20 protein-coding genes are annotated in these 24,004 nt (G+C 45.6%); 18 read left to right on the top strand and 2 right to left on the bottom strand.

Going from position 1 to position 24,004, the window contains the following annotated elements; genetic code table 11:
- Positions 1 to 93: 93 nt before the first annotated feature.
- Entirely contained in the window at positions 94 to 2,946 is a 2,853-nt protein-coding gene (locus ACUJFK_RS07180; protein ID WP_445426480.1) for a sensor domain-containing protein, read from the bottom strand.
- Positions 2,947 to 3,745: 799 nt separating this feature from the next.
- On the opposite strand from ACUJFK_RS07180, the gene ACUJFK_RS07185 reads away from it, so the two are divergent.
- From ACUJFK_RS07185 to ACUJFK_RS07215, 7 genes are all read left to right on the top strand, one after another.
- Entirely contained in the window at positions 3,746 to 4,120 is a 375-nt protein-coding gene (locus ACUJFK_RS07185; RefSeq protein ID WP_445426481.1) for a hypothetical protein, read from the top strand.
- A gap of 6 nt (positions 4,121 to 4,126) precedes the next feature.
- Positions 4,127 to 4,549 (top strand): hypothetical protein, encoded by a 423-nt coding sequence (locus tag ACUJFK_RS07190; protein WP_445426482.1) that lies wholly within the window; start codon positions 4,127 to 4,129, stop codon positions 4,547 to 4,549.
- A gap of 10 nt (positions 4,550 to 4,559) precedes the next feature.
- Positions 4,560 to 4,901, top strand: a complete 342-nt coding sequence (locus ACUJFK_RS07195; protein ID WP_445426483.1) for a hypothetical protein — start codon at positions 4,560 to 4,562, stop codon at positions 4,899 to 4,901.
- A 9-nt stretch (positions 4,902 to 4,910) separates the two neighbouring features.
- Positions 4,911 to 5,306, top strand: coding sequence for a phosphate ABC transporter substrate-binding protein (locus ACUJFK_RS07200; protein ID WP_226750773.1), 396 nt, complete (start codon positions 4,911 to 4,913; stop codon positions 5,304 to 5,306).
- Positions 5,307 to 5,349: 43 nt separating this feature from the next.
- Positions 5,350 to 6,960, top strand: coding sequence for a methyl-accepting chemotaxis protein (locus tag ACUJFK_RS07205; protein WP_445426484.1), 1,611 nt, complete (start codon positions 5,350 to 5,352; stop codon positions 6,958 to 6,960).
- Between the two features lie 525 nt (positions 6,961 to 7,485).
- Positions 7,486 to 9,531: an amidohydrolase family protein gene (locus ACUJFK_RS07210; protein WP_445426485.1), complete on the top strand. Its 2,046-nt coding sequence runs from the start codon at positions 7,486 to 7,488 to the stop codon at positions 9,529 to 9,531.
- 320 nt (positions 9,532 to 9,851) lie between these two features.
- Positions 9,852 to 10,472, top strand: a complete 621-nt coding sequence (locus ACUJFK_RS07215; protein WP_445426486.1) for an SOUL family heme-binding protein — start codon at positions 9,852 to 9,854, stop codon at positions 10,470 to 10,472.
- Between the two features lie 268 nt (positions 10,473 to 10,740).
- On the opposite strand, the gene ACUJFK_RS07220 is transcribed toward ACUJFK_RS07215, so the two are convergent.
- Positions 10,741 to 11,547, bottom strand: coding sequence for a thioredoxin family protein (locus ACUJFK_RS07220; protein WP_445426487.1), 807 nt, complete (start codon positions 11,545 to 11,547; stop codon positions 10,741 to 10,743).
- A 186-nt stretch (positions 11,548 to 11,733) separates the two neighbouring features.
- On the opposite strand from ACUJFK_RS07220, the gene ACUJFK_RS07225 reads away from it, so the two are divergent.
- From ACUJFK_RS07225 to ACUJFK_RS07275, 11 genes are all read left to right on the top strand, one after another.
- Entirely contained in the window at positions 11,734 to 12,351 is a 618-nt protein-coding gene (locus tag ACUJFK_RS07225; RefSeq protein ID WP_445426488.1) for a hydrolase TatD, read from the top strand.
- A gap of 128 nt (positions 12,352 to 12,479) precedes the next feature.
- A complete protein-coding gene (locus ACUJFK_RS07230) occupies positions 12,480 to 12,956 on the top strand; it encodes a LabA-like NYN domain-containing protein (RefSeq protein WP_226750779.1) in 477 nt (158 codons plus the stop codon).
- A gap of 115 nt (positions 12,957 to 13,071) precedes the next feature.
- Positions 13,072 to 14,412 (top strand): M16 family metallopeptidase, encoded by a 1,341-nt coding sequence (locus tag ACUJFK_RS07235; RefSeq protein WP_226750780.1) that lies wholly within the window; start codon positions 13,072 to 13,074, stop codon positions 14,410 to 14,412.
- Positions 14,409 to 15,869: a M16 family metallopeptidase gene (locus ACUJFK_RS07240; RefSeq protein WP_445426489.1), complete on the top strand. Its 1,461-nt coding sequence runs from the start codon at positions 14,409 to 14,411 to the stop codon at positions 15,867 to 15,869. The genes ACUJFK_RS07235 and ACUJFK_RS07240 overlap by 4 nt, the downstream gene beginning before the upstream one ends.
- Before the next feature lie 389 nt (positions 15,870 to 16,258).
- The gene (gene katG, locus ACUJFK_RS07245; RefSeq protein WP_445426490.1) at positions 16,259 to 18,529 is read left to right on the top strand and encodes a catalase/peroxidase HPI; all 2,271 of its coding nucleotides are present in this window, start codon (positions 16,259 to 16,261) and stop codon (positions 18,527 to 18,529) included.
- A 275-nt stretch (positions 18,530 to 18,804) separates the two neighbouring features.
- On the top strand, positions 18,805 to 19,716 hold the full coding sequence (locus ACUJFK_RS07250; protein WP_445426491.1) for an AEC family transporter: 912 nt from the start codon (positions 18,805 to 18,807) through the stop codon (positions 19,714 to 19,716).
- A 66-nt stretch (positions 19,717 to 19,782) separates the two neighbouring features.
- On the top strand, positions 19,783 to 20,001 hold the full coding sequence (locus ACUJFK_RS07255; protein WP_229585076.1) for a DUF4177 domain-containing protein: 219 nt from the start codon (positions 19,783 to 19,785) through the stop codon (positions 19,999 to 20,001).
- Complete coding sequence (gene yidD / locus ACUJFK_RS07260) at positions 20,002 to 20,250, top strand: membrane protein insertion efficiency factor YidD (RefSeq protein WP_445426492.1); 249 nt, start codon at positions 20,002 to 20,004, stop codon at positions 20,248 to 20,250.
- Positions 20,234 to 20,638 carry a TM2 domain-containing protein gene (locus ACUJFK_RS07265; RefSeq protein WP_445426493.1) on the top strand — a complete coding sequence of 135 codons (405 nt, stop codon included), beginning with the start codon at positions 20,234 to 20,236 and terminating at the stop codon, positions 20,636 to 20,638. The genes yidD and ACUJFK_RS07265 overlap by 17 nt, the downstream gene beginning before the upstream one ends.
- Before the next feature lie 104 nt (positions 20,639 to 20,742).
- Entirely contained in the window at positions 20,743 to 21,729 is a 987-nt protein-coding gene (locus ACUJFK_RS07270) for a Kelch repeat-containing protein (protein ID WP_445426494.1), read from the top strand.
- 75 nt (positions 21,730 to 21,804) lie between these two features.
- The gene (locus tag ACUJFK_RS07275) at positions 21,805 to 23,859 is read left to right on the top strand and encodes a bifunctional 2',3'-cyclic-nucleotide 2'-phosphodiesterase/3'-nucleotidase (RefSeq protein WP_445426495.1); all 2,055 of its coding nucleotides are present in this window, start codon (positions 21,805 to 21,807) and stop codon (positions 23,857 to 23,859) included.
- The last annotated feature ends 145 nt before the right edge of the window (positions 23,860 to 24,004 follow it).

The raw sequence follows: 24,004 nt of genomic DNA on the forward strand, positions 1-24,004 counted from the left end.
ATCGTTTTTTCACTTATTCACTTATTCACTTATTCACTTATTCACTTATTCACTTATTCACTTATTAAAGTGTGAGGCATCGATTTCTTAACATCATTCTGGTGATACGTTTTTTTCAAAATGGTTCAAGAATGCTTCAAACTCCCTTAGCGGTAGCGGTTTACTATAAAGATATCCCTGATACTCATAACACCCAAGTTTTGACAGTGCATGGCGCTGAGCTTCGGTCTCGACGCCTTCGGCAATCACGGTTAACCCTAAATTCTTGGCTAAACCAATCACCATCTGTGCGATCGCTGAGTCGTTAGGATCGATTAAGATATCTCTAACAAAACTGCTGTCAATTTTCAGCTGGTCCATCGGGAGAAGCTTCAAATACGATAGCGAGGAATAGCCAGTACCAAAGTCGTCTAATGAAAAACCTATACCATGAGCTTTTAGCAGAGTCATTTTGCTAATGATGTCCTCGGTATTTTGAGCAAGCATGCTCTCCGTAAGTTCAAGCTTAAGGAGGTTCGGATTAGCCCCTGTGTTTTTAATGATCGCTAACACTTGATCGACCCAATCGACTTGCATGAACTGACGTGCGCTGACATTGACAGAAATGCTCAAATCGGCCATTACAGGAATGTTGGCCCAGCTTGCCAGTTGAGAGCATGCCGTTTCTAATACCCAGCTTCCAATAGGAAGGATCAAACCCGTTTCCTCAGCGATGTGAATAAAGTTTGCGGGAGGGATAAAACCGTGCTCAGGATGCGTCCATCGGATGAGCGCCTCAACACCGACAATGCCAATACCTTCAGCGACCTGAGCCTGATAATGTAAAGAAAATTGTTGTAGGTAAATAGCTTGACGTAAGTCGGTTTGAAGGGCAACGCGTGCCGACATGCTTGCTTGCATTTGTGGCTCAAAGAAACGCAAAGTATTCTTGCCTGCCCCTTTGGCTTGATACATAGCAAGGTCTGCTTGCTGCAAGCAATTATCAATGTTTTGAAGGTTTTTTGTATCGACTAAAGTGACTCCAATGCTTGCGGTGCATTGATGCTCAAAACCATCCAACCGATAATTTTGAGCCAGCAAAGAGAGAATCTTTTCTCCGATGGAAGCTGCCTGGCTGGCGGCTTCTTCAGTGGAAGAATTTAAACCTTCAAGCAATACGACAAATTCGTCACCACCCCATCTGGCAATGGTGTCGCCCTCACGTACTGATGATTCAAGACGCTTGGCAACCATCTGAAGCAGTTTATCACCGATGGGATGGCCTGCAGTGTCGTTGATATTTTTAAACTCGTCGAGATCCACAAAGAGTAAAGCTGTTTGAGCGCCACTGCGAACACTTGAAGAAAGGGCTTGCTGCATACGATCAATCAACAATAGACGATTCGGCAAACCGGTTAGTGAGTCGTAAAACGCAAGGTGTTCGACCTTTTCTTCGATGGCTTTACGTGCTGAGATGTCCGAAAAAACGCCTACGTAGTGGCTGGTTTGGCCTTCGTCATTTTTAACCGCCGTAATACTCAGTATTTCTGGATAGATCTCGCCGTTTTGGCGTCTATTCCAAATTTCACCTTGCCATGAACCATCAGCTTCAACACTTGCCCACAAAGATTGATAAAAGTCAGCTTCGTGTCGACCTGATTGGAGCAGACTTGGTGTTTGGCCTATGGCTTGCTCAGGAGAATAACCGGTAATTTTGGTAAATGCTTTATTGACACTGATAATGGATTTATTGATATCTGTTACCATCATACCTTGTTGTGACTCAAAGGCGGTTGCAGCGATCCGTAGTTGAACTTCTGCTTGTTTCCGATCGGTGATATCTTGAAAGAAACCATAGACTCTGCGGTTTTCAAAGTCAGCTCTGCCAATGGCATGCACATTGCGAAGATTGCCTTTTGCGGTGATGATCTCCAGTTCTAGATCAAATTGTTCGCCATACTTGATAATTCGATCTACGGCCAGTGCAATAATCGGCTTGGATGTTGGAGTATAGAAATTAATTCCAATTGCTATTGATGGATCTGAATCAGGATCCAGTTCATGGATATGGAAAACCTCTTCAGTCCATGTCTGTTTACCCGAATCAATGTTAAACTCCCATCCACCAACTTTGCCGATCTGTTCGGTTTCGGCAAGAAGTTTTTGGCTTTTTTGTACTGCTAATTCAGCTTGTTTTCGGTCAGTGATATCAGTAATAAACCCCCTCAATTTTGTACCAACGCCATTTTCATCACGCGCAATAACTTGGCCTACGACGTTTAACCAATGAATAGACTGGTCAGGATAATGTATTCTAAAATCAAATTTATACTGATCAGCGCCTCCTTGCGCTATTGCATTGTCGATGAAGAGGGTAAATTTCTCACGATCTTCAGGGTGGGTAGCGTTGATAAAATTATCGATATCGTATGTTCCTAACTCTGAGAGACCATATAATTTATCGTGGTTGCTCGAACGTGTCATTGTTCCAGTGACAAGATCCCTCTCCCAAGCGGCAACATTCGCTAACTCAGATGATAAACGTAATAACTCTTCACTTTGCCTTAATTGTTCTTGTGCTTTTTTCAGATTAGTCACGTCATAAAAGTTGATGATGATTTGGGTTAATTCACCGTTAAGATCAAATTCAGGAAAACCATCAACAGACACCCAATTGGGTTCTATCAGGTGAGGGCTTACTATACCTACTACAAGGTTTTTTAAACGCTGGCGCGAGGAAATTATGCGATTCACAGGATAGTCAGCCAATGGCATAACGATGCCTTGTTCTGTGATGAAGTTCCAAGCCGGATCAATCCCTTTCTTGCCTTGCATTTGTTCTTCAGTTAAACCGAGCAATTCGCACGCGAGAATATTGCTATAAATAATTCGAGTATCTGGAGCGTGGACTACAACGGCTAAGTTTAAGCAGCGTAACAATTCAAGTTGGGAATATTGAGTGTTCAATTCGTGCCCTTTCCAAGGTATTTGAAGAATGCCGCAATGTTACTTTCAACTTTCAACTTTCCACTTTTACAAGACGATAAAAGGTCTCATGTCTGTGATAGCTTTGTTTGCAAAACTAACGTATGTGGCTATAGTCAGTTTGTAATTTTTAGCGCCTTTGCATTGGTTTTTAGCTGATCCGTTTCTAACCAGGAATTTAATGGTTCTTCGTATCCATTTAAAGATAGTTCAAAATTGAACTACTATGATCAATGTGTTGTGGATTTGTGACTTTTACATCGTATTCTTTAATAAGCATGATTACTCAATTAAAGCGCTCTGAGCTTGTTAAGTAAAAGCTAAAGGCCTTAATTTCACAAAAAAACTGTGGATAATAACGACATCACGATTGATTTTATTGTATAAAAAATCGGCTTGCAAAGCCGCTTAAACAAATTTTTTGCTGGTATCTGTGCCGTATCTGTTGACCAGTATGGCCAAAAATTGTTCAACAGCCAGCTTAGTATTAATAAAGTTATAATGTTAACGCATTTTCATGATGTATTGACTAACCGCTAACAAGAGGTGCGGTCTTTTTACCAGTCCATCGTTGTGTTAGTGATGTTCAATCACGCTATCACCACCAGGTTGTTGTTTGACATTATGTAGTTTAGCTTACAAGGCATAAAATTAATGTTGAGAAGAATGAACCAGAGTTTTTTTTAAATAAAAATAACATGCTAATATCTTAAAAACGATTGCAGTAACGACAGTAACGACAGTAGCGGCTTTATAACCAGTTAGCTCTAAAGAGGGACATATGAAAAAAACAGCTTTATCTTTAGCATTATTAGGGTGTTTAAGTGCACCCGCAGCATTTGCCGATGTAGCTATTAACGGTTTCGCATCTATTAAAGGTGGTATGACAACGGAAAGCGATCAGCAGCTTTATGGCTATGATAATAACTTTGATTTAAAAAATGAGAGTTTATTTGCACTGCAGGTTAAATCAGATTTAGGTGAAAAATTGTCTGTAACTGGGCAATTAATTGGCCGTGGCAGTAAAGACTTTGATGTCGGATTTGAGTGGGCTTTTATTACTTACGAATTATCTGAGAATATGCGGATCAATGCGGGTAGATTAAGAACGCCATTTTACAAGTATTCTGATTTTAAAGATGTGGCTTATGCTTAGGACTGGTTGCGCGTTCCTCAAGGTGTTTATGGTCTTGGTTTTGATAACATTGAAGGTGTTTCTTTTTATCGAACAGCCCAAATTGGCGGTTTAGATTCTACTTTACAGGCCGTCGCCGGTTCTTACGACGGAGAGACAACGGTTAGTGGTTTTGAAGTAGATGCTGAAATCAAAAATATCCTTGGTTTAACTTGGGAGCTTTCAAACGGCAACTTAAGCGGCCGTGTTGCTTATTTAAGAGGTAAAGTGACTATTGATGCAGAGTCTGCGTCACTCTCGCCAACGCTTACCATTGGTGGCTTGCTTAATACCTTGAATGGTCTTGGTTTAAATACTTTAGTCAGTGACATTGACATTCAAGACGAGACGGGTTCTTTTTTTAGGTTTGGGTTTAACTTACGACAATGGCGACTGGGTTTTAGTCAGTGAAATCACTCAAGTGACAGTAGATAATAGTTTTATTGCTGAACAAAACAATTTTTATGTTTCATTGGGTAAACGTTTTAACAACCTAACTCCTTATATATCTTATGAGGTTGAAGATAACGAAAGCCGCGATAATATTTTCACACCGTTCCAAGCTGTGTTACCCGCACAGTTGTTTGTACCGGTGCAAGGTATTGTGCGTTCACAAGAGCGAAGTGCAAAAACATGGAACCTTGGTGCTCGTTATGATTTTCACCCATCTGCTGCATTTAAAGTGCAATATTCTTCTGAAAAGAACGATTCCACTGGTGACCGTATTGGTTTAATTGCCCTTGGCGTTGATTTAGTATTTTAAGGAGTTGTTATGTTAAACAAAATGCTATTAGGCACGTTGGTTGCTTTCTCTTTTTCTGCAGCAGCAAATATTGCCGTTATCGTAAATCCTGCAAACAATACGAGTGTTGATGCGGAGGAAGTTGTTCGAATTTATACAGGGCGCTCGAATGCATTTGTTGCCGTTAATTTAGCCGAGTCTTCAGCGCTTCGTTCAGATTTTGATGAAAAGGGCGTTGGTCGCTCATCCTCTCAATTAAAAGCGCATTGGTCAAAACTGGTATTTACAGGAAAAGGTACGCCTCCAGCTGAACTTGCTAGTGAAGCAGAAGTAATAGAATTTGTTGCTGCTAATCCAAAGGCTATTGGTTACATCAACGCTGATAAAGCCACAGCAGCTGTAAAAATTGTTCATACTATTAAATAAAATCAAAATCCGGCGGTTATACCGCCGGCTTTGAGGTCGCCTTATGAGAAATTTATCAATAATTGTCAAAATATGGCTAGTGATTGCATTAGCCGTTGTTGCATTCTCTGCTGTAGTGACAGTGAGTATATTGTTTACCCTTAAAAATAATGATGCGACCCAGAAGATGCAAGATTTTATGTATGAAACTGCTAAGCTATCTTCGCAAGTACGTACCAATTTTGTATCGTTAGATGAGTTTTTTACCCAGTCTGTAACGCTATCTGATCCCGATTTACTTGCTACAGCTAAACAGAATCAATTAAGAATTTCCGAAACACTTGTTCGACTAAAAACATTAAATCCTGAGTGGGCTGACTCATTGCAGCAGCTTTCTCAAGAAACCAACAATTATGCTAACTTATCCTCTGATATCGCCCAGCGGTTTATTGACGGCGATGTAGATTTTGATGTAATCAAAAAACAAGTTGAGACCAAAACAAGCTTGTATGAGTCATTGTCTGCTGATTTTCTTAAGTTCGAGCAACAAGCTGATCAGCGTTTTGCTAAGGCCATTTCTGATGTATCTGACAACTCAGAACGTTCATTAAAAGTCATTTTATTACTGGGTGGAGTCTTACTTTTATTAACAGCAGGATTAGGTCACATTATTGCCAACAGAATTAGCCAATCTGCAAAAACCCTAGGCTCGTCTCTAGCCGAATTAGCCAGTGGTAAAGGAAATTTAGCAAGCCGTTTGCCGGTAAATAGTGATGATGAGCTGGGTAAAGTTGCTATTGAGTTCAATTCCTTTATTAGTATGTTACAAGACTCTTTTAATGAGCTTGCACATGCGGTAGACCCATTAACAAAAAGCTCTCGTAATCTTGCTTCTGGTATGAAAGATCTTCAATTAATGACAAATGAGCAAAGCTTGGATTCAGAAACGGTCAGTCAAAGCATGGCAGAAATGCAAATGTCTGTTAGAGATATTAGTCAATCAGCTAACGACGCGGCTATTTCTGCTGAAAAGGCTAGCCAGTTAGCGAAGCACGGCTTTGATAAAACGACTCATGCGGTAGATTTTTCTGAGGGGCTTTCTACCGAGATTTCACAAGCGCAGGCAGTAATTACTGAGTTAGCTGAAAAAACTAAGAATGTGACGCAAATTCTTAGTAGCATTAACGCTATTGCTGACCAAACAAACCTACTCGCATTAAACGCTGCCATTGAAGCGGCCCGAGCGGGCGATCATGGCCGTGGTTTTTCTGTTGTAGCAGACGAAGTGCGTAATTTATCTACTAAAACAGCTCAGTCGGTTATTCAGGTGCAAAATGTAGTGGGTGAGTTAACACAGAATGTTAGTCAAGCCGTTAGCATTATGCAGCAGGCAGTAAAAAACGCAGCGCATTCTGCTACTTTAGCAGCAGATGCAGGTGTTTCCATAGAGCAGATAAGTGGTGAAGTTCAACAAATTAGTTTGCTTAATGCGCAGATTGCTACCGCTACCGAAGAGCAAACCATGGTGGCCGAACAAATTGTGAGCAATACGAATAAAATGATTACCTCTTTTGTTAACTCCAAAACAGTGCAAAGTGATGTGAATGGTATTGCCAGTGAGCTTAAGGCGTTATCTGAGTCATTGGCTCGGATCAGCTCAAAATTTGAAACCTAAACTTGATTTTCAGAGATTATTTCCCTAATGAACGCTAAGAAAATTTTGAGGGTTAATTAAAGTGTAAAATGCTAAGAGAACATTCATGGCAGTTGCTGTATTGAGGTTAAGTTAAACACCTCAAAATGCGAATGCTTGCCATGAATGTTCAAACTTTGCATGTTGATTTCTTCCGGTGAATCATCTTTAAAACGGCGCTTAAAACGCTAATCTCTTTTTATAAAAATTCACAAATAATATCCATAAATACCCGCCGTTCTTAAAAGCAGGGCTGTTGTTATGGTACAAACACATTTCTACCAACTGTCTTTTAATGAAGTGCACTAGCCGCGCAGCCATTGGTGTTTTGCGTAGTGCAGGATAGACTCATTTTAAGCGGCTGGGTTAGCGGAAGCACCGCCACCACCAAGGTGGGCTTACAGCACAGCGTTTAACTACACCTAACAACTTGTTTGCCAGTTGCATTACTTATCCAAGATGAGTTGCAGCCCATAAGTCTTTTAAAAGCCTCAAAGGAGAGCTGAAATGCGATTATTGTTATGTGGTGTCATGTTGGGCATGCTGTTTGGCTGCTCCAAACCGGCGCCAACCTCGACTAGCGAAACACCCAGCGAAGAACATTTTACGGTGATGTTAAATGGCAACCGTGTTGGGCATTTGCATGTTATGACTGCCGGTAGTCAGATCAGTATTGATTATGATTATAAAAGCAATGGTCGCGGCCCTGCCTCAAAAGAGATCCTCAGTTTAGATGCGCAGGGGTTACCCACGGCATGGCAAATTAATGGTAATACCACCTTTGGTAATAGTATCAGCGAGCAGATGCAGCGCTCTGCCGAGCAAGTTAGTTGGCAAGATGCCACCGGTGCTGATCAAAAAACGGTGCCGGGTATGGCCTTGTATGTGCCACAAAATAGCAGCCCATATAGTGCCTATATTATGGCCAAGGCGTTATTAGATACCCCAGCCAAAATGTTACCGGCGTTACCTGCAGGGCAATTATCAATAGAAAAGCTGGAAAGCCTGGTTGTTGATAATAACGGCAGCGAATTAACAGTAAGCACTTATGCCTTATCGGGTGCAGATTTAGATCCCGATTATTTAGTGCTCGATGAGCAACTGCGCTTTTTTGCCTTTATTAACCCGCGTTTTATTGTGATCCGTGAAGGTTTTGAAGCAGAAGAAGCACAGCTGCGCCAACGTTCTGCCAACTATTCTACTCAACGCTTTGAAGCCATTCAGGCAGAATTTGCCCATCGTTACGATGGCGTCGTGCGTATTCGTAATGTGCGGGTATTTCAACCGGAGCAACTGGCCTTATCTGAGCCGGTATCGGTATTGGTTAAAGATGGTCGCATTGAGCGCATTGCCCCGTTAGAGGAAGCCACACAACCGGGTGAAACCGAAATTACCGGTAATGGTGGCAGCTTGTTACCGGGTCTATATGATATGCATGGCCATGTTGGCGATGATGATGGCTTGATGAATGTATTAGCGGGTGTAACGTCCATTCGTGACATGGGTAACTCGTTAGAGGTACTGGGTGAGTTAATCGGTAAAATTGATGCGGGTATTTTGGCTGGGCCGCGCATTTCCCGCTATGGCATGATTGAAGGTAAAAGCCCCACCAACAATAACAACGGTATTTTAGTTGAAACCGAAGCACAGGCTTTAGCCGCAGTGCAAACCTATGCCGATAACGGTTTTCCAGGTATCAAAATTTATAACAGTATGAAAGGTGAGTGGGTACCGGCAATGGCCGAACTTGCCAAAGCGCGCGGTATGCGTGTGTCAGGTCATGTACCCGCGTTTTCTAATGCCAATGCCATGATCAAAGCCGGTTATCATGAGCTAACGCATATCAACCAAGTGATGCTCGGTTGGGTGTTGCAGCCAGATGAAGATACGCGCACCTTGCTGCGCTTAACGGCCTTAGACCGCTTACCCGCGCTGGATTTAAACAGTGAACCGGTACAGTATACCTTGCAACTAATGCGTGATAATAACGTTGCGATGGAGCCCACGTTAGCTATTCATGAGCGTTTGTTGTTATCGCGCAACGGTGAAACACAGCGTGCGGTATTAGATTATATTGATAACATGCCACCGGGTGTGCAGCGTAGTGCCAAGGTGTCGATGGTACAGGTGACAAGCCCGGAACAAGATGCGGCTTATCGCGGTGCTTACGAGCAAATTGTTAAAACATTAACCATGATGCGCGAAAAAGGCATCTTTATTGTGCCCGGTACTGATTTAGGCGGTGCTTTTACGCTGCACCGTGAATTGGAACTGTATCAACAGCTTGGCTTTAGCCCAGCTGAACTGCTGAAATTAGCCAGTTACGATATGGCCAAATATATGGGGCATACTGAGCTTGGCAGTATTGAAGCGGGCAAATTAGCCGACTTCTTCTTAGTGCCGAATGATCCCACCGTCGATTTTAAAGCGGTGAAAACAATCAGCTTGGTATCTCGCGGCGGCGTGTTTTATTATCCAAGTGAAGTTTATCCCAAATTAGGTATCAAACCGTTTACGGATAAACCGGCTGTGCGCACCGTAATGGTAGAATAAGCCTTAGCTTAAAAAATTGCAGTAGGGTGCGGTGTTAGCCCTACTGCATTTATCTAACTATCTGCTGCAGTAGGGCGTTGCAGCAGCGCCTGCTGCAATCATCACACTGTTTAGACTGCCTGTTATCCTTCAGTAAAAGTATTGTTTCATCAAGCGTTGTTATGCCGATGCCATGATACTGAGTAACCCCTCTGGTATTTAATAAATAAAACCGCCGTGAGATTGATCGTATTGTGGCTTAAGCGCGTTGATAGCCCTAACAACCGCATGCAGCGTTTACGTTTCCCAGTTAATGCGTATTCAACCTAAGGATATTTAACATGACATTATTAAGAACAACTCTGTTATTACTGTTGTCGCTTTTCGCGGCTAAAGCGTTGGCTATCGAAGAGGCAAAATATGCGGTTGAAGTGTCTGAGCGCGATTTTGAGCTGCGTTTGTACGAGCCGCATATCGTGGCAGAAACCGCCGTTGCGGCCGAGTTTGATGAGGCGGGTAATGCGGCTTTTCAGCGTTTGTTTAAATACATTTCGGGTAATAATGCCGCTCGGCAAGACATTGCGATGACGACACCGGTTGGTCAAGCCGCAGAAGGGCAAAAAATTGATATGACCACACCGGTCGGCCAGCAACAGCAAGCCGGGCGTTGGTTAGTCAGTTTTATGATGCCAGCTGAATTTACGCTTGATACCATTCCAGAGCCGCGTGATCCTTTAGTCAAAATTCGGCAAGTGCCAGCACAACGCATGGCCGCTATCACTTATTCTGGTTTTTGGAGTGAGAAAGGGTATTTGCGCCACAAAGAAAAACTGATGCAGTGGATCAACGACAAGGGATACCAAGTAGCGGGTGAGCCGTCTTGGGCTCGTTACAACCCTCCATTAATGCCTTGGTTTATGCGACGCAATGAAGTGTTAGTGCCAGTGATTGTTGCGCAATAGCGCGGCACAACGTGATTGCAAAAAACACAATGTAGGCTGTAATCCAAATCAGTTAAGCATGACCTGTTTGCTCTAAATCAACCGTTGAAGGCCATGGATGGCCGAACAAATTCGTAGGGAACGAATTTGAACAGCTCTGCTGGCCCGAAAGGGTGAACTTCAAGGATGAAGTTTATAATCGAGCCTCAGGGATGATTCATGGCGTGTTGATGTGAGCAAACCGCGTCATGCTGAACACTAACTGATCAGCATTAGTGTACGCTTTTTATTAATTTGTCTTCTCTTTGTCCGCGTCGGCCGGTTTTAGAAAACTAAATTCGTTATAGCTTGGTATCTTTAAAGGCGAGTGCGCATCAAGCATCGCCGCTTGCTGTAGCGCTTGCACATCGGCAATAATACTGCCACGAAAACGTTTTACTTCATCCCATACGGCCATAAACTCAGTGCGATCGGCCTGCGGATCGGTCTCATAGGCCGCTAACAACGGGCTCAAGTGCTGATAACCCATGGCTAAAGTGGCGGCTTGCTGCTCTTCAAAATCACGAATGTGCTGCTGTGCGGCTTCAGTTAGCGCAGGTTGCTGTGTTGCGGCAAATTGTTGTTTAAAGTGGGTGGTTAAAAAATACTGCTGGTAGGCCTCTTCATCAAAAGACGCGGCATTGGTCCACTGCATTAAGTCAGGTTTATTTAACAGCTGACGATTACTGGGGTCAATAATCATCACCGTCGGCGTGCCGTAATAAAGGGGCAGCTGATAGCGCGTGGTGGTCGCTTGGCCGAATTCTAGATAGGCAACATCAACCAGCACCAGTTCAAATCGCTCGGCTAAGGCAGCAGCAAAGGTCGGCTCGGCAAAGTGCTCTAGTAGTGCTACGCTGTCATGACACCAACTTGCCCCTAGCGCAACTAATAACAATTTGTTTTCTGCTACGGCTTTTTGCTCCAGTGCCGGTAGCGTTGGCAAGATTTGTTGTTCTGGCTGATACGTCAGACCACTATCGTGCTTACTTGCTGCCTGAACAGGCAACAGCACTAAACTAAAGATTATTAAGGCTAAGGATGTAAATGCGTTCACAGAGCACTCCAATTGGCGATAAGGTTACGGGATTGTTCACCCAAAATGACATTTGATAGCTAGCTTTTAGCACGATACCCTACCTTTTGTCATGCACGCTTTTATTCGCTATGCAGCATTGCCTTGCTGTGGTAACGGCATTTAGTCATGCTGTTGTTTTAAATTCAGCTATCAGCAGGAGACACCATGAGTGCCAGCCCTTTTCGATATTTTGATGATCAACGTTTAACCCTGCAATGTGGCAGTGAACTCCCAGCAGCACAGTCGTTATTAACATTTGGCGATAACCCAACCTTATTAATGCAACTGACTGCTGCGCCAACGGCTGAGCAACTGCTTGATGCTGCAGAGCAGGCGTATGTTGCCGGTTATGAGCAGCAAGCCTCTACCGAGTTTGAGCTGCAGGGTATGGCAATAGCGGGTATTGGTGATCCGTTATTACAGCTCGATTTATTAAAACAGGTGATACCGGATTTTAAACGGCAACGCCATGGCGTACCGATCACCCTGGTGAGCTATGGTTTGGTCGCGGCAGACAAGGCTGTAGCGCTTTGTCAGCAATTAGTCGATCTTGAAGTTGAGCGCATCGAGATTTTTTTACCTGCCACCAATCCGCCCGCTTATCAGCAGCTTGTCCAGCCAAAACAGCATGGCTTTAGTGAGGTTTGCCAGTTTATTCACACCGCCAGTGACGCGGGATTGTATGTCAGTTGTTTTGCCTATGAACCGGTAAAACAGCAAAGTGCCTTACGTGCTTTAGCAAAAGAGTTAGGAGCACGGGACTTTGTTGTGAAACCGGGCTGAACAGGCGTCAGCACTCCGGCGGTTGTCTGCCTCAGTGATATCGGCATTAGCCGCAGCGTGCCATTAAAAAGCTTGCGCCACGCTACATTGCCAGTTAGCGTGGCTTTTTCTCTTTAACGAGTATTTCAATGAGCAGTGTGACCATTCTGGTCGATGTGCAAAACATCTACTACACCAGCCGAGAAGCCTATCAGCGTAACTTTGATTACAACGCCTTCTGGCGCCTGGCTACGGCTAATCGCACCGTAGTCAAAGCGATTGCCTATGCCATTGAACGTGGCGATGAAAAGCAGCGACAATTTCAAAATATTCTGCGGGCTATCGGTTTTGAAGTGAAATTAAAGCCTTTTATACAACGCGCCGATGGCAGTGCAAAGGGCGATTGGGATGTGGGTATTACGCTAGATGCGATTGAATACGGTGCCAGTAGTGACACACTGATTTTACTCTCGGGCGATGGCGATTTTGCGCTATTAGCACAGCGGCTAATTGACAAATATCACACCGAAGTCGAAGTGTATGGCGTGCCAAGCCTCACCGCGCAAGCCTTAGTGAATGCAGCGAGCCGTTTTATCCCGATCAGTGACGATTTGTTATTAAAATAATCTGTAATGTAAACCATAAGCGCGGTGTTAAGGCTGAGCCTTGCTTTACAGCCTATGCCAGCAAGTATATCGTGTTGCACTCATTTACCGCACAGGTAATCGTTAAGGAGCTGTTATGACATTTTTTTCCACCGCCAGACGCTGGGCGTGTTGGCTGGGGCTGGCGAGCATTACCGCTTTGCCGGCACTGGCGAATACCGCGGGGCAAGTTCAGCAATTTACCCTTGAAAACGGTATGCAAATTTTAGTGCTAGAAGATCACTCGATCCCGAATGCTAATATGTATTTATTTTGGAAAGTCGGCTCTCGCAACGAAGCACCCGGTATTACCGGCATTTCACATTTTTTTGAGCACATGATGTTTAACGGTTCAAAAAAATACGGCCCGAAAATGTTTGACCAGGTAATGGAAGCGGCAGGTGGTGCGAATAACGCCTACACCACAGAAAACTTAACCGTGTATACCAATTGGTTTCCGAACACCGCACTGGAAACGATCTTTGATTTAGAAGCGGATCGCATTGCCGATTTAGATATTGATCCAGACATGGTAGCCAGTGAAACCGGTGTGGTGATCTCCGAGCGCAGCACCGGCCTGGAAAACTCCAATTACCGCACCTTAAGCGAAGCATTAAAAGGCGTGGCCTTTCAAGCACATCCTTATAGTTGGTCGGTGATCGGGCATGAGTCAGATATTCAATCTTGGGACATCAAGGATCTAGAGCAGTATCATAAAACTTATTATGCACCGAACAACGCGGTAGTGGTGATTGCCGGTGCCGTGACCCTTGCGGAAGTAAAACGCTTAGCCGAGCAATATTTTGCGCCGATCCCCGCGCAACCGGCACCGCGCGCGGTCAAAACCGTTGAGCCAGAGCAAACGGGTGAGCGCAGGGTGTTTGTGACTAAAGCTTCTGCCACCTCAGCAAATATTATGCTGGGCTATCATGTACCTGCGACCTCCGATGCTGATTACTATGCATTAGAGCTACTTAGCACTATTCTCAGCAGCGGCAATAGCTCGCGTTTGCATCAAGCCCTCGTCGAGCAACAACTTGCCACTAACGTGTTTACTAATGTGCCTTTATCGTTTGATCCCAATTTATTTTATATCTATGCCGTGGCTCGCCCCGGGGTTGCGGCAAGCACCTTAGAACAAGCGTTATTGCAGGCGCTAAGCGCGTTGGCCCAAAACGGCGTAACCGCGAATGAGCTAGAAAAGGCTAAAAATATTCAGCTGATGAATTTTTATCGCGAGATGCAAACCATTAATGGTAAAGCCGATAACATTGGTACTTACCAATTGTATTTTGGTGATTACCGCAAGTTATATCAAACAGCCGAGCTGTTTAATCAAGTCAGTGCCGCCGATATTCAACGGGTGGCCGCACGCTATTTAACTCGGGCAAACCGCACCGTTGGCATTTTGGCCGCTAACGAGGAGACCGATCAATGAAACACCTTATCAAAAATAAGCTAGCGGTATGTCTTGTGCTGGCTACGAGTCTGGCGCTCAGTGGTTGCAGCCTGACTGCACCCGTAATACCTGCCCCTGCGTCAAATGCTAGCGATAACGCACCGTCGGTATCGGCATTTACGTTACCGGATTATCAGCAAGTGGTGCTGCCCAATGGCTTAACGCTGTATTTAATGCCGCAACATGAAGTGCCCTTATTAAGTGTGCAGGCGGTCATTAGCGCCGGTGCTGTGCTGGATCAGCGCGGTGGCGAAGCCTATTTAACCGCACAAAGCCTGCTGTTAGGTGCTGGCGATAAAAACAAGCAACAGCTAGAGCAAGCCACTGATTTTATTGGTGCCAGTTTAAATAGCGTGGCTGGTAAAGAAGCCAGCTACCTCAGCATGAACTTTATGCAAAAAGATACCGACAGCATGCTGGATATTTTAGCGGCGGTGCTAAGGCAGCCGACGTTTGATGCGACAGAATTTAGCAAATTACATGCACGGTTAGTGGCACAACAGCAACAAGCCAAAGAAAGCCCGCGTAATGTGATTGGCAGTTATTTTGATGCACTGCTCTATGGCAACCATCCTTATGCCAAAGCCAGAAGTGGCAGCGAGCGATCCTTGGCTTCGCTGGATTTAAAAGTGGTTACTGAGTTTTATCAGCGTTATTATCAACCCGATAATATTGCCATAGTGGTCACCGGTGATTTTCAAGTGAGCGAATTAACGGCGCAACTAACAGCGCGTTTTGCTGACTGGCAAGGGCAAAGTGCAGTAAAACCAGCATTAGCTGAGGTCAGTAAGCCCAGCCAAGCGCGGGTGTTGTTAGTGGATAAAGCCGATGCGACAGAGACCACATTGATGTTCGGTGGTGTCGGGGTAAGTCAAAACAACCCTGATTTTGTTGGCTTAGAAGTGATCAATACCATTTTAGGTGGCCGTTTTACCTCATGGTTAAATGATGAGCTGCGCGTTAACAGCGGGCTAACCTATGGCGCGCGTTCAGGTTTTAGTGCGTTAAGCCGCGGTGGTGCTTTTCAGATCAGTACCTTTACCCGCAGCGAAACCAGTCAACAAACCATTGAATTAGCGCTGAAAACCTACAGTAAACTGTGGCAGCAGGGCATCGACCAAGCAACCTTAGACTCGGCTAAAGCTTATGTGAAAGGCCAGTTTCCACCAGATTATGAAACGAATAGCCAGTTAGCGAATTTACTCGGTAGCATGCATTTGTATCAGCTAGATAAAGGCTACATTAACGACTTTGAGCAAAAAGTGGATAGCCTGACCTTAGCGGATACACAGCGGTTGATTCAGCAATATTTCCCACAGCAACAGTTGCAGTTTGTGTTAGTGGGTAAAGCAGATGAGCTAGTATCTTTTGCGCAAACGCTGGGCGAAGTGACTCGGGTATCAATTCAAGCGGATGGCTTTGCCGCCAGTCGTTAATTAATCATCCTTTCTTGTTGGGCTAATCTTTTTGGCTTAACTTACTGAAGAATCGCTGGTCGGCTTAAGCTATCAGCGATTTTTTTATGTCTGCTAAGATCCTCAAACTGTTCACATCAGCTAAATCGCTGCATCACGGCCATTTCACCCATCGCATTTTTGCTTTCATCATATTAGTCGATTAGGGTAATCGTTTTAATTCACTCTAATCTATTAGCTAATTGCTATACTCTTTAAGTGCGTTGTTATCCAAGCCAAGACAGCAAAGCCAAACAGACATGCCGGCATGGGTAAACCAATTTGTAGCTCACACGTCTGCGCTGCAATCTTTAGAGTGAAATACCGTTTTTACTACAGGTGTAGAAACGTAAACGCAAAGGAACCTTATAATGAAAAAACAACGTTTTAATAAAACCGCTGTGGCGATAGCCATGAGTATGTTGTTGTTGTCTGGCAGTGCCTTAAGTGACAATCATGGCAAGGCCGAAATGACTAAGCCCAAAGGCGCTATGGGCACAGGTATGGCAAAAGAAGGCCAAGCGAAAAATAATCAATTCTGGTGGCCGGATCAACTGGATCTGTCTGCACTGCGCGATCATGATGCGCGTTCAAATCCCTATGGCGCCAACTTTAGTTACGCCGATGCTTTTAACAAACTGGATCTGGATAAAGTTAAACAAGATATCGATAAACTGCTCACCACTTCTCAAGATTGGTGGCCTGCCGACTTCGGCAACTATGGCCCGTTTTTTATTCGGATGACCTGGCACAGCGCGGGTACGTATCGCACCCTTGATGGCCGTGGTGGCGCCGGTGGTGGTCAGCAACGCTTTGACCCGTTAAATAGCTGGCCTGATAATGGCAATTTGGACAAGGCTCGTCGTTTGTTATGGCCCATTAAACAAAAATACGGTGAGTCGTTATCATGGTCTGATTTAATGGTACTGGCGGGTAACGTTGCGCTAGAAAATATGGGTTTTAAAACCTACGGCTTTGCTGGTGGCCGAGCGGACGACTGGGAACCGGATATGGTGTATTGGGGGCCAGAAGTCGAAATGTTAGCCAGTGATCGTGAAGATCGCGATGGTAAATTACAACGGCCGTTAGGTGCCACCCACATGGGCTTAATTTATGTCAATCCAGAAGGGCCAAAAGGCGTGCCGGATCCTATGGGCTCAGCGAAAAACATTCGGGTCGCGTTTGAACGCATGGCCATGAATGACGAAGAAACCTTGGCGTTGATTGCCGGTGGTCACACTTTCGGCAAGATGCACGGTGCGCATAAACCCGCGGATTGTGTAGGCGCAGAGCCTGCTGCAGCCGGTATTGAAGAGCAAGGTTTAGGCTGGAAAAACAAATGCGGTAAAGGTCACTCTGAAGATACCGTCACCAGTGGTTTAGAAGGCGCCTGGACACAAGCACCAACGCGTTGGACGTCACTCTATTTAAGTAACTTATTGAATTTTGAATGGAAGCAAACGCGTAGCCCCGCCGGTGCCATTCAATGGATCCCAACAGACGAGTCACTGCATACCGCGGTGCCTGATGCGCATATACCGGGCAAATTTAATGCACCAGTCATGACGACTGCGGATATGGCGTTAAAAGTGGATCCAGAATATCGCAAAATTGCGGAGCGCTTCTTAGCGGATCCTGAAGAGTATCGTTTAGCCTTTGCTAAGGCTTGGTACAAGTTAACGCACCGCGACATGGGACCACCACGTAACTTCTTGGGTAAAGACGTGCCGCAAGATATTTTGGTGTGGCAAGATCCGATTGATGAAAAAACTAAATCGACCATTGATGCCAAAGCCGTTAAAGATCTTAAAGCCAAGATTTTAGAAACGGGTTTAAGCGTGCCTGAGTTAGTGCGCGTGGCTTGGGCTTCTGCAGCCAGTTACCGTCAATCTGATATGCGAGGCGGCGCAAATGGTGCGCGTATTGCGTTAGCACCGCAAAAAGATTGGGCGGTGAATAACCCCGCTGAAACCGCCAAGGTGTTAGCGGCGTTAACCGAAGTGCAAAAAACCTTTAATGCGCGCTCTAACAGACGTCAAGTGTCGTTATCAGATTTAATCGTGTTAGGCGGTGCTGCGGCAATTGAAAAAGCGGCAAAAGATGCCGGTTATACTGTTAATGTGCCTTTTACACCGGGTCGTGGCGATGCCACTCAGGCACAAACCGACGTCAATTCGTTTAGCTTGTTAGAGTTAACGGCAGATGGTTTTAGAAACTACTTTGACAGCAAAAACAGCTACCGCTCACCAACGGAAATGTTAGTGGATAAAGCCGATCAGTTAGATCTGAGCGTACCGGAAATGACGGTGCTAGTAGGCGGCTTACGGGCACTCGATGCTAACCACAGTGGCAGTAAACACGGTGTGTTAACCACTCAACCTGGCACATTAAATAACGACTTCTTTGTTAACTTGTTAGACATGTCCACCGTGTGGAAAAAGTCGGCTACCGATGGCGTTTACGAGGGCTTTGATCGCAAATCAGGCGCACAAAAATGGACGGCAACGTCAGTGGATCTGATTTTTGGGTCAAATTCAGAGCTGCGTGCGGTGGCTGAGGTTTATGCCTTTGAAACCTCTAAGCAGAAATTCGTTAACGATTTCGTGGCGGCATGGAACAAAGTCATGGAGTTGGATCGTTAAGTCTGCGAAGCTACTTCGTTAAATCGTCATACCTTAAGGCCCTGTGTTGTTTAACTCAGGGCTTTTTATTTTGTCCGCGCTGCGGCTGTTTAACTTGGGCTAAAAGGCAAATCAAACGCGTGAAATAGGCTGTTTTCGTAAGGTTATCAAGGCCATTTAAGGCATGTTAAATATCGAGGAGCAATGGCTGTCACGCCTAAGGCAAAAAGGTATACTCATCGGCTCAGTGAACACTTATCAGTTATCAGTTAGCTAGCCTGTTTTGGAGTTGTAGCATGCCGCCTTTTTATCTTCCGCTGTTACCTGATTTACTGTTATTACTCGGCGGCATGGGTTTACGTCGTGCTTTACCCAGTGCAACCTGGCAAGGCATTGATACACTAAATTATTATCTGCTATTCCCGGCGTTGATTTTTGTCAGTACCTTACGAAGTGCACCGGCCTGGACCGATTTGGCGATCATGGGTACGGGGGTGTGGTCGGTTATTTTAATAGCTTGTGCCTTAGGAGCTATGGTGCGGTGTTGGGGGCCAGCGCGTTTTCTTGATTTTGCGGGGATGTGGCAAACCGCTTGGCGTTTTAACGCCGCGGTGGCGCTCGCATTGGTGCAAGTGTTTCCGCAGGACTATCGCGGTTTGATGTCAATTGCGATAGGGTTAGCAGTGCCCTTAGCCAATATCTTAGCCGTAGCGGCGTTATCACGCGGCCAACAGCTAACGAAAGGGCATATACTTCGCCAGTTAGTGACCAATCCTTTTTTAATTGCCAGCCTCGCGGGTATCAGCTTTTCGTTATTAAATGTTCGTTTACCTGAACCGTTATGGCTTGCGTTAAGCAAGCTGGCGCAGGCGGCGATCCCGCTGGCTTTGTTATCGATTGGTGCGGCAATCAACTGGCGGGCTTTGGCACAAATTACCCGTTTTCAGTTAGCACTAAACAGCATTAAACTACTGATTTTACCCGCTGTTATGTTGCTTGCCAGCCAATACTTAGGTTTGGCGGCTGCGCCCAGTGCGGTGCTGGTGTTATTTGCTGCTTTACCAACGGCTGCGGCTGCACATGTGTTGGCCTCGGTATTTGGTGCGGATCGACAAAGTGTGGCGACCTTAATTGCACAGTCGACAGTGTTGGGATGTTTGACTCTGCCACTGTGGTTGCTTCTAATACAGCAACTGATAATATCGTAATAAGTTAAAACCTAATTAGCGGTAGTGCGCCTAGCCGCTTCTATTCTACTTATCAAGGAATTCGTCATGGCAACAGCATATCGGGAATACAAAGTTTTACATATAGCCGAAGGCGGCTGTGGCACCATCTTTTTGGGCGCATCGGGTTTACCTTTAAAAAAAGTAGAAGCCGAGTTAAACGCGCAGGCGGCACAAGGTTGGCAGGTGGTTTTTCAGGTGATTGAGCAAAAACGCTTTTGGCTGTTTTGGAGCCGTGAAGCGATGATCGTTACCTTAGGGCGTTAAATGCTCAAGCCGTTGCTGTTAAAGTTAATCGCCTATTATCGGCGAACCGGCGGCGGTCAGCGCTGGTTTGCGGTTGACTGCAATTTTGAACCCACCTGTTCTGCTTATACCTATATTGCAATTGAGCGCTATGGCGTGCGCCGAGGTGTGTTATTGGGCTGGCATCGGATCCGCCGTTGTAGCCAACATGATAGTTTTTGTAAATGTATTGAGCCGGTACCGGAGACTTTTGATGCTAAAGCAAACTGAGGTGGATGCTCAGGAAGAGGCGCTACGTTTGCGCACAGCGGCCTTGCCCGATGCTCAGCGCCAAGCCTTTTATCAGTTAGTAAAAGACCAACTGAAAGATCCCGATACCTACGCTGCTCTGAACTGGTTTTTTGTAGCGGGTTTGCATCACTTCTATCTGCAGCAATGGCGGCATGGTCTGCTGAATATCTTAAGCTTTGCGCTGGGTGTCGCGTTATTGTTTACCAGTGTTTGGTTGACCGGTATCGTGCTGATCATGTTAGTGAGCATATACGAGTTTTATCAGTTGTTCCGTGCCCAAATTATTGTGCAAGATTGGAATAATCAATTAATGAACCGATTACTGGATAGTGGTGATTATCTTAAGCAACAAGCTGACCACCTCTAATTAAACCGCCATTTACTGATACCAAGCCAATGTACTGTGTGAGCAAATACACCACGGCTTGGTATGAGCCCACTTACTGTTTAATTGCTGCTGGAGTGACCTTAATGCGCATTATCATATTATTTTTTCTGCTCTATTCCTGTAATAGCGTTGCCACGACGCAGTGGCAACGTTTAGCTGATATGCCGCTTGCGGTGCAAGAAATTTATCCTGCAGCACATAACGGCAAAATCTACGTTGCTGGGGGGCTTAGCGATAGTCTGGATATGAGCGTGCAGCAAATGACCGCATTGGTGCAAGTGTACGATCCTGCCACCGATAGCTGGTCATTAGCAGCAGAGTTACCTGCACCGCGGCATCATGCTTATTTGGTGTCGGTGCAACAGCAGTTATTCCTGTTCGGTGGTTTTGTAGAGGCGAATGATGGCCGTTGGAGTGCTAGTGCAGATATTTTGCGTTTAGATGAAGCGGCAAAGCGTTGGCAAAACGTAGGGCAACTGCCAAAGCCGTTAACCGAAACCACAGCCGTGGTGATCGCTAATAAAGTGCATTTTGCTTCAGGTCGTTCACCGATTGCTCTAGAAAATGCGCAGTGGCGCAATCAAGCCGATGTGAATTGGCACTGGATCTTTGACCCTGTCACTTTGAGCGTGCAAGCCGCACCGTCACTTTCACAGGCGTTTAATAGCGCTGCTGCCGTTAATTTGGCTGAACAATTTTATGTCGTTGGTGGTCGGCAAGTAGGGGGCAGTAATTTAGCGCTGTTGCAACGTTTTGATCCGCTAAGCGGTAAATGGCAAATGTTAGCCCCGTTACCCCAGGCGCAAGGTGGCCTAGCAGCAGCTGTGATTGATCAGCAAATATGGGTATTTGGTGGTGAGTACTTTACGGACGGCGGCGGTGTGTATAGCGAAGCTTGGGCTTATCAGCCCGAGAGTAATACTTGGCAAGCACTGCCTGCCATGCCGATACCACGGCATGGTTTAGGTGCCGTGACCTTAGATAACGCGATTTACGTGATCGGTGGCGCTACCACGGTGGGGTTAAAAGATACTTCAGCGGTGCTTGAACGCGTACGGGTGGTAAAGTAACTATCGAATCAGCTAATGCGCGAGTTTCGTTTTAGATACTGGCGCACTTTTGTGAAAATTTAGGACCTCCTTCTTATGCCACAACCTCGCAGTTATATGCTCTTGCTGACGCTTTTAACAGGTTTATTTGCTTGCTCGCCGCCTAACGAGCAACCGGTACAAGTTAAATTGCGCGTTTTAGAAACCTCCGATTTACATGCCAACATGCTGGATTTTAATTATTACAGCGGTCAAACCGATCCGAGTTTGGGTTTGGCGCGCACCGCCAGTTTAATTAAAGCGGCGCGGGCGCAAGTACAAAACAGTGTGTTGGTGGATAATGGCGATCTGATCCAAGGCAGCCCATTAGGAGATTATATTGCCCAGCGCGGCTTGGCTGAAGGCGAGATCCACCCGATCATGCTGGCGCTAAATACCCTAAATTATGATGTTGCTACCCTGGGCAATCACGAGTTTAACTTTGGCTTACCGTTTTTATATCAAACGCTGGCGGGGGCTAATTTCCCGTATACCAGTGCCAATATTTATTGCGCGACAACGCAATGCCGCCCAGGTGTAAAGCAGGGCGATCATTTATATCCCCCTTATATTTTGCAGCAAAAACACGTTATTGATACACAAGGGCAACCGCAGCAAATCACTATTGGCTATATTGGCTTTGTGCCGCCGCAAATCATGTCATGGGATAAACAACACTTACATGGCCAGTTGCGGGTAGACAGTATTATTGACACCGCAAAGCGCATGGTGCCCGAAATGCAAGCAGCCGGTGCCGATGTGATTATTGCGATTGCTCACTCGGGTTTAGGTCATACGGGCGCAGAGGTTGATCCGATGGCTGAAAATATGGTGTATGCCTTAACACAGGTACCTGGCATTGCTACGGTGTTGTTTGGCCACAGCCATGCGGTGTTTCCCGCAGCGCAATTTCAACATCTACCTAGCGCGGATATCACGCAGGGCCTGCTCAACGGTATTCCGGCTGTGATGCCAGGGCGCTGGGGGGATCATTTAGGTCTGGTCGATTTGACCTTGCAGCAAAACGCCGGTAAGTGGCAAGTGGTCTCTGCTCAGGCGCAAACTTTAGCGGTGTTTGACAATGCTACTCAGCAGCCGAATGTGGAGGCTGATGCTGCTATTGTTGCCGCTGTTGCTGAGGCGCATAAAGGCACTATAGCCTTTATGCAGCGGAGTATTGGTATGGCCTCTGCCGATATGTACAGCTTTTTAGCACAAATTCAGGATGATCCTACTGTGCAATTGGTTGCTGATGCACAACGAGCGCGAGTGGCCGAGCTATTGCCGCCGGAATTGCAAGATATCCCGCTCTTGTCAGCTGCCGCGCCGTTTAAAGCGGGTGGTAAGCTGGCAAGCCCTAACGATGCTGAGCAATATATTCAAGTCAGCCAAGGGCCGTTAAGTTTTCGTAATGCTGCCGATTTGTATTTGTATCCGAATACTGTTGTCGCAGTAAAATTAAACGGTGCTGAGTTAAAAGACTGGTTAGAGTGCTCGGCTAATCAGTTTTTACAGATTGATCTCACCTCAACGGCGCCACAAACGCTGATTAACTTGGCGCATTCATCCTATAATTTTGATGTGATTGATGGCATCTATTACCAAATTGATGTTAGCCAACCGAGCAAATTTAATCAGCGCTGTGAATTAGTGAATGCATCGGCAAACCGCATTGTCGATTTACGTTACACCGACGCCAGTGGCAAAGTGTATCGGGATGCCGAATTTGCGGCCAAAAGTTTTATTGTTGCCACCAATAACTATCGAGCCTACACCGGCATGTTTGCGGGTACCGGCAGTGATAAGGTGGTGCTGGAATTACCTGATACCAATCGCGAGGCCTTGGTCGCTTATATTGAGCAGCAATCGCAGTATGATGCTGCCAGCGACCGTTATCTTAGTGCGGTGAATCCACAGGCGGATCATAATTGGCGTTTGTTGCCATTGAAAAGCGCGGTGCAATTAGATTTACGCTTTAAAACCCGAGATTCAGCCGCTGCACAGCAGTTTATTCAGGCGAATAATTATTGGCCAATGACGAAGCTGTCGAGCGACAATGTTGGCTTTGCAGAGTATCGGCTCGATTTGCAAGTGGCAGCGCCGGCTAATTAAACTTCGCTAGTGGTTGTGTGGAGTTAACGGCGCTGTTGGCTAGCGTTTTCGTAACAGCAGCAGGGAGGCTGCGCAGGCTGAAAGGGCAAAGGGAGGTGACCTTTGAAGCCGGTTAAGAAAATGTCTAGCAAATGGCGGCCGTTGC

The organism is Alishewanella sp. HL-SH06 (assembly GCF_052656265.1).

Coding starts and splice junctions, on each gene's coding strand:
- ACUJFK_RS07185 (WP_445426481.1), top strand. CDS start 3,746: ATGAAAAAAACAGCTTTATCTTTAGCATTATTAGGGTGTTTAAGTGCA.
- ACUJFK_RS07200 (WP_226750773.1), top strand. CDS start 4,911: ATGTTAAACAAAATGCTATTAGGCACGTTGGTTGCTTTCTCTTTTTCT.
- ACUJFK_RS07205 (WP_445426484.1), top strand. CDS start 5,350: ATGAGAAATTTATCAATAATTGTCAAAATATGGCTAGTGATTGCATTA.
- ACUJFK_RS07210 (WP_445426485.1), top strand. CDS start 7,486: ATGCGATTATTGTTATGTGGTGTCATGTTGGGCATGCTGTTTGGCTGC.
- ACUJFK_RS07215 (WP_445426486.1), top strand. CDS start 9,852: ATGACATTATTAAGAACAACTCTGTTATTACTGTTGTCGCTTTTCGCG.
- ACUJFK_RS07225 (WP_445426488.1), top strand. CDS start 11,734: ATGAGTGCCAGCCCTTTTCGATATTTTGATGATCAACGTTTAACCCTG.
- ACUJFK_RS07230 (WP_226750779.1), top strand. CDS start 12,480: ATGAGCAGTGTGACCATTCTGGTCGATGTGCAAAACATCTACTACACC.
- ACUJFK_RS07235 (WP_226750780.1), top strand. CDS start 13,072: ATGACATTTTTTTCCACCGCCAGACGCTGGGCGTGTTGGCTGGGGCTG.
- ACUJFK_RS07240 (WP_445426489.1), top strand. CDS start 14,409: ATGAAACACCTTATCAAAAATAAGCTAGCGGTATGTCTTGTGCTGGCT.
- katG (WP_445426490.1), top strand. CDS start 16,259: ATGAAAAAACAACGTTTTAATAAAACCGCTGTGGCGATAGCCATGAGT.
- ACUJFK_RS07250 (WP_445426491.1), top strand. CDS start 18,805: ATGCCGCCTTTTTATCTTCCGCTGTTACCTGATTTACTGTTATTACTC.
- ACUJFK_RS07255 (WP_229585076.1), top strand. CDS start 19,783: ATGGCAACAGCATATCGGGAATACAAAGTTTTACATATAGCCGAAGGC.
- yidD (WP_445426492.1), top strand. CDS start 20,002: ATGCTCAAGCCGTTGCTGTTAAAGTTAATCGCCTATTATCGGCGAACC.
- ACUJFK_RS07265 (WP_445426493.1), top strand. CDS start 20,234: ATGCTAAAGCAAACTGAGGTGGATGCTCAGGAAGAGGCGCTACGTTTG.
- ACUJFK_RS07270 (WP_445426494.1), top strand. CDS start 20,743: ATGCGCATTATCATATTATTTTTTCTGCTCTATTCCTGTAATAGCGTT.
- ACUJFK_RS07275 (WP_445426495.1), top strand. CDS start 21,805: ATGCCACAACCTCGCAGTTATATGCTCTTGCTGACGCTTTTAACAGGT.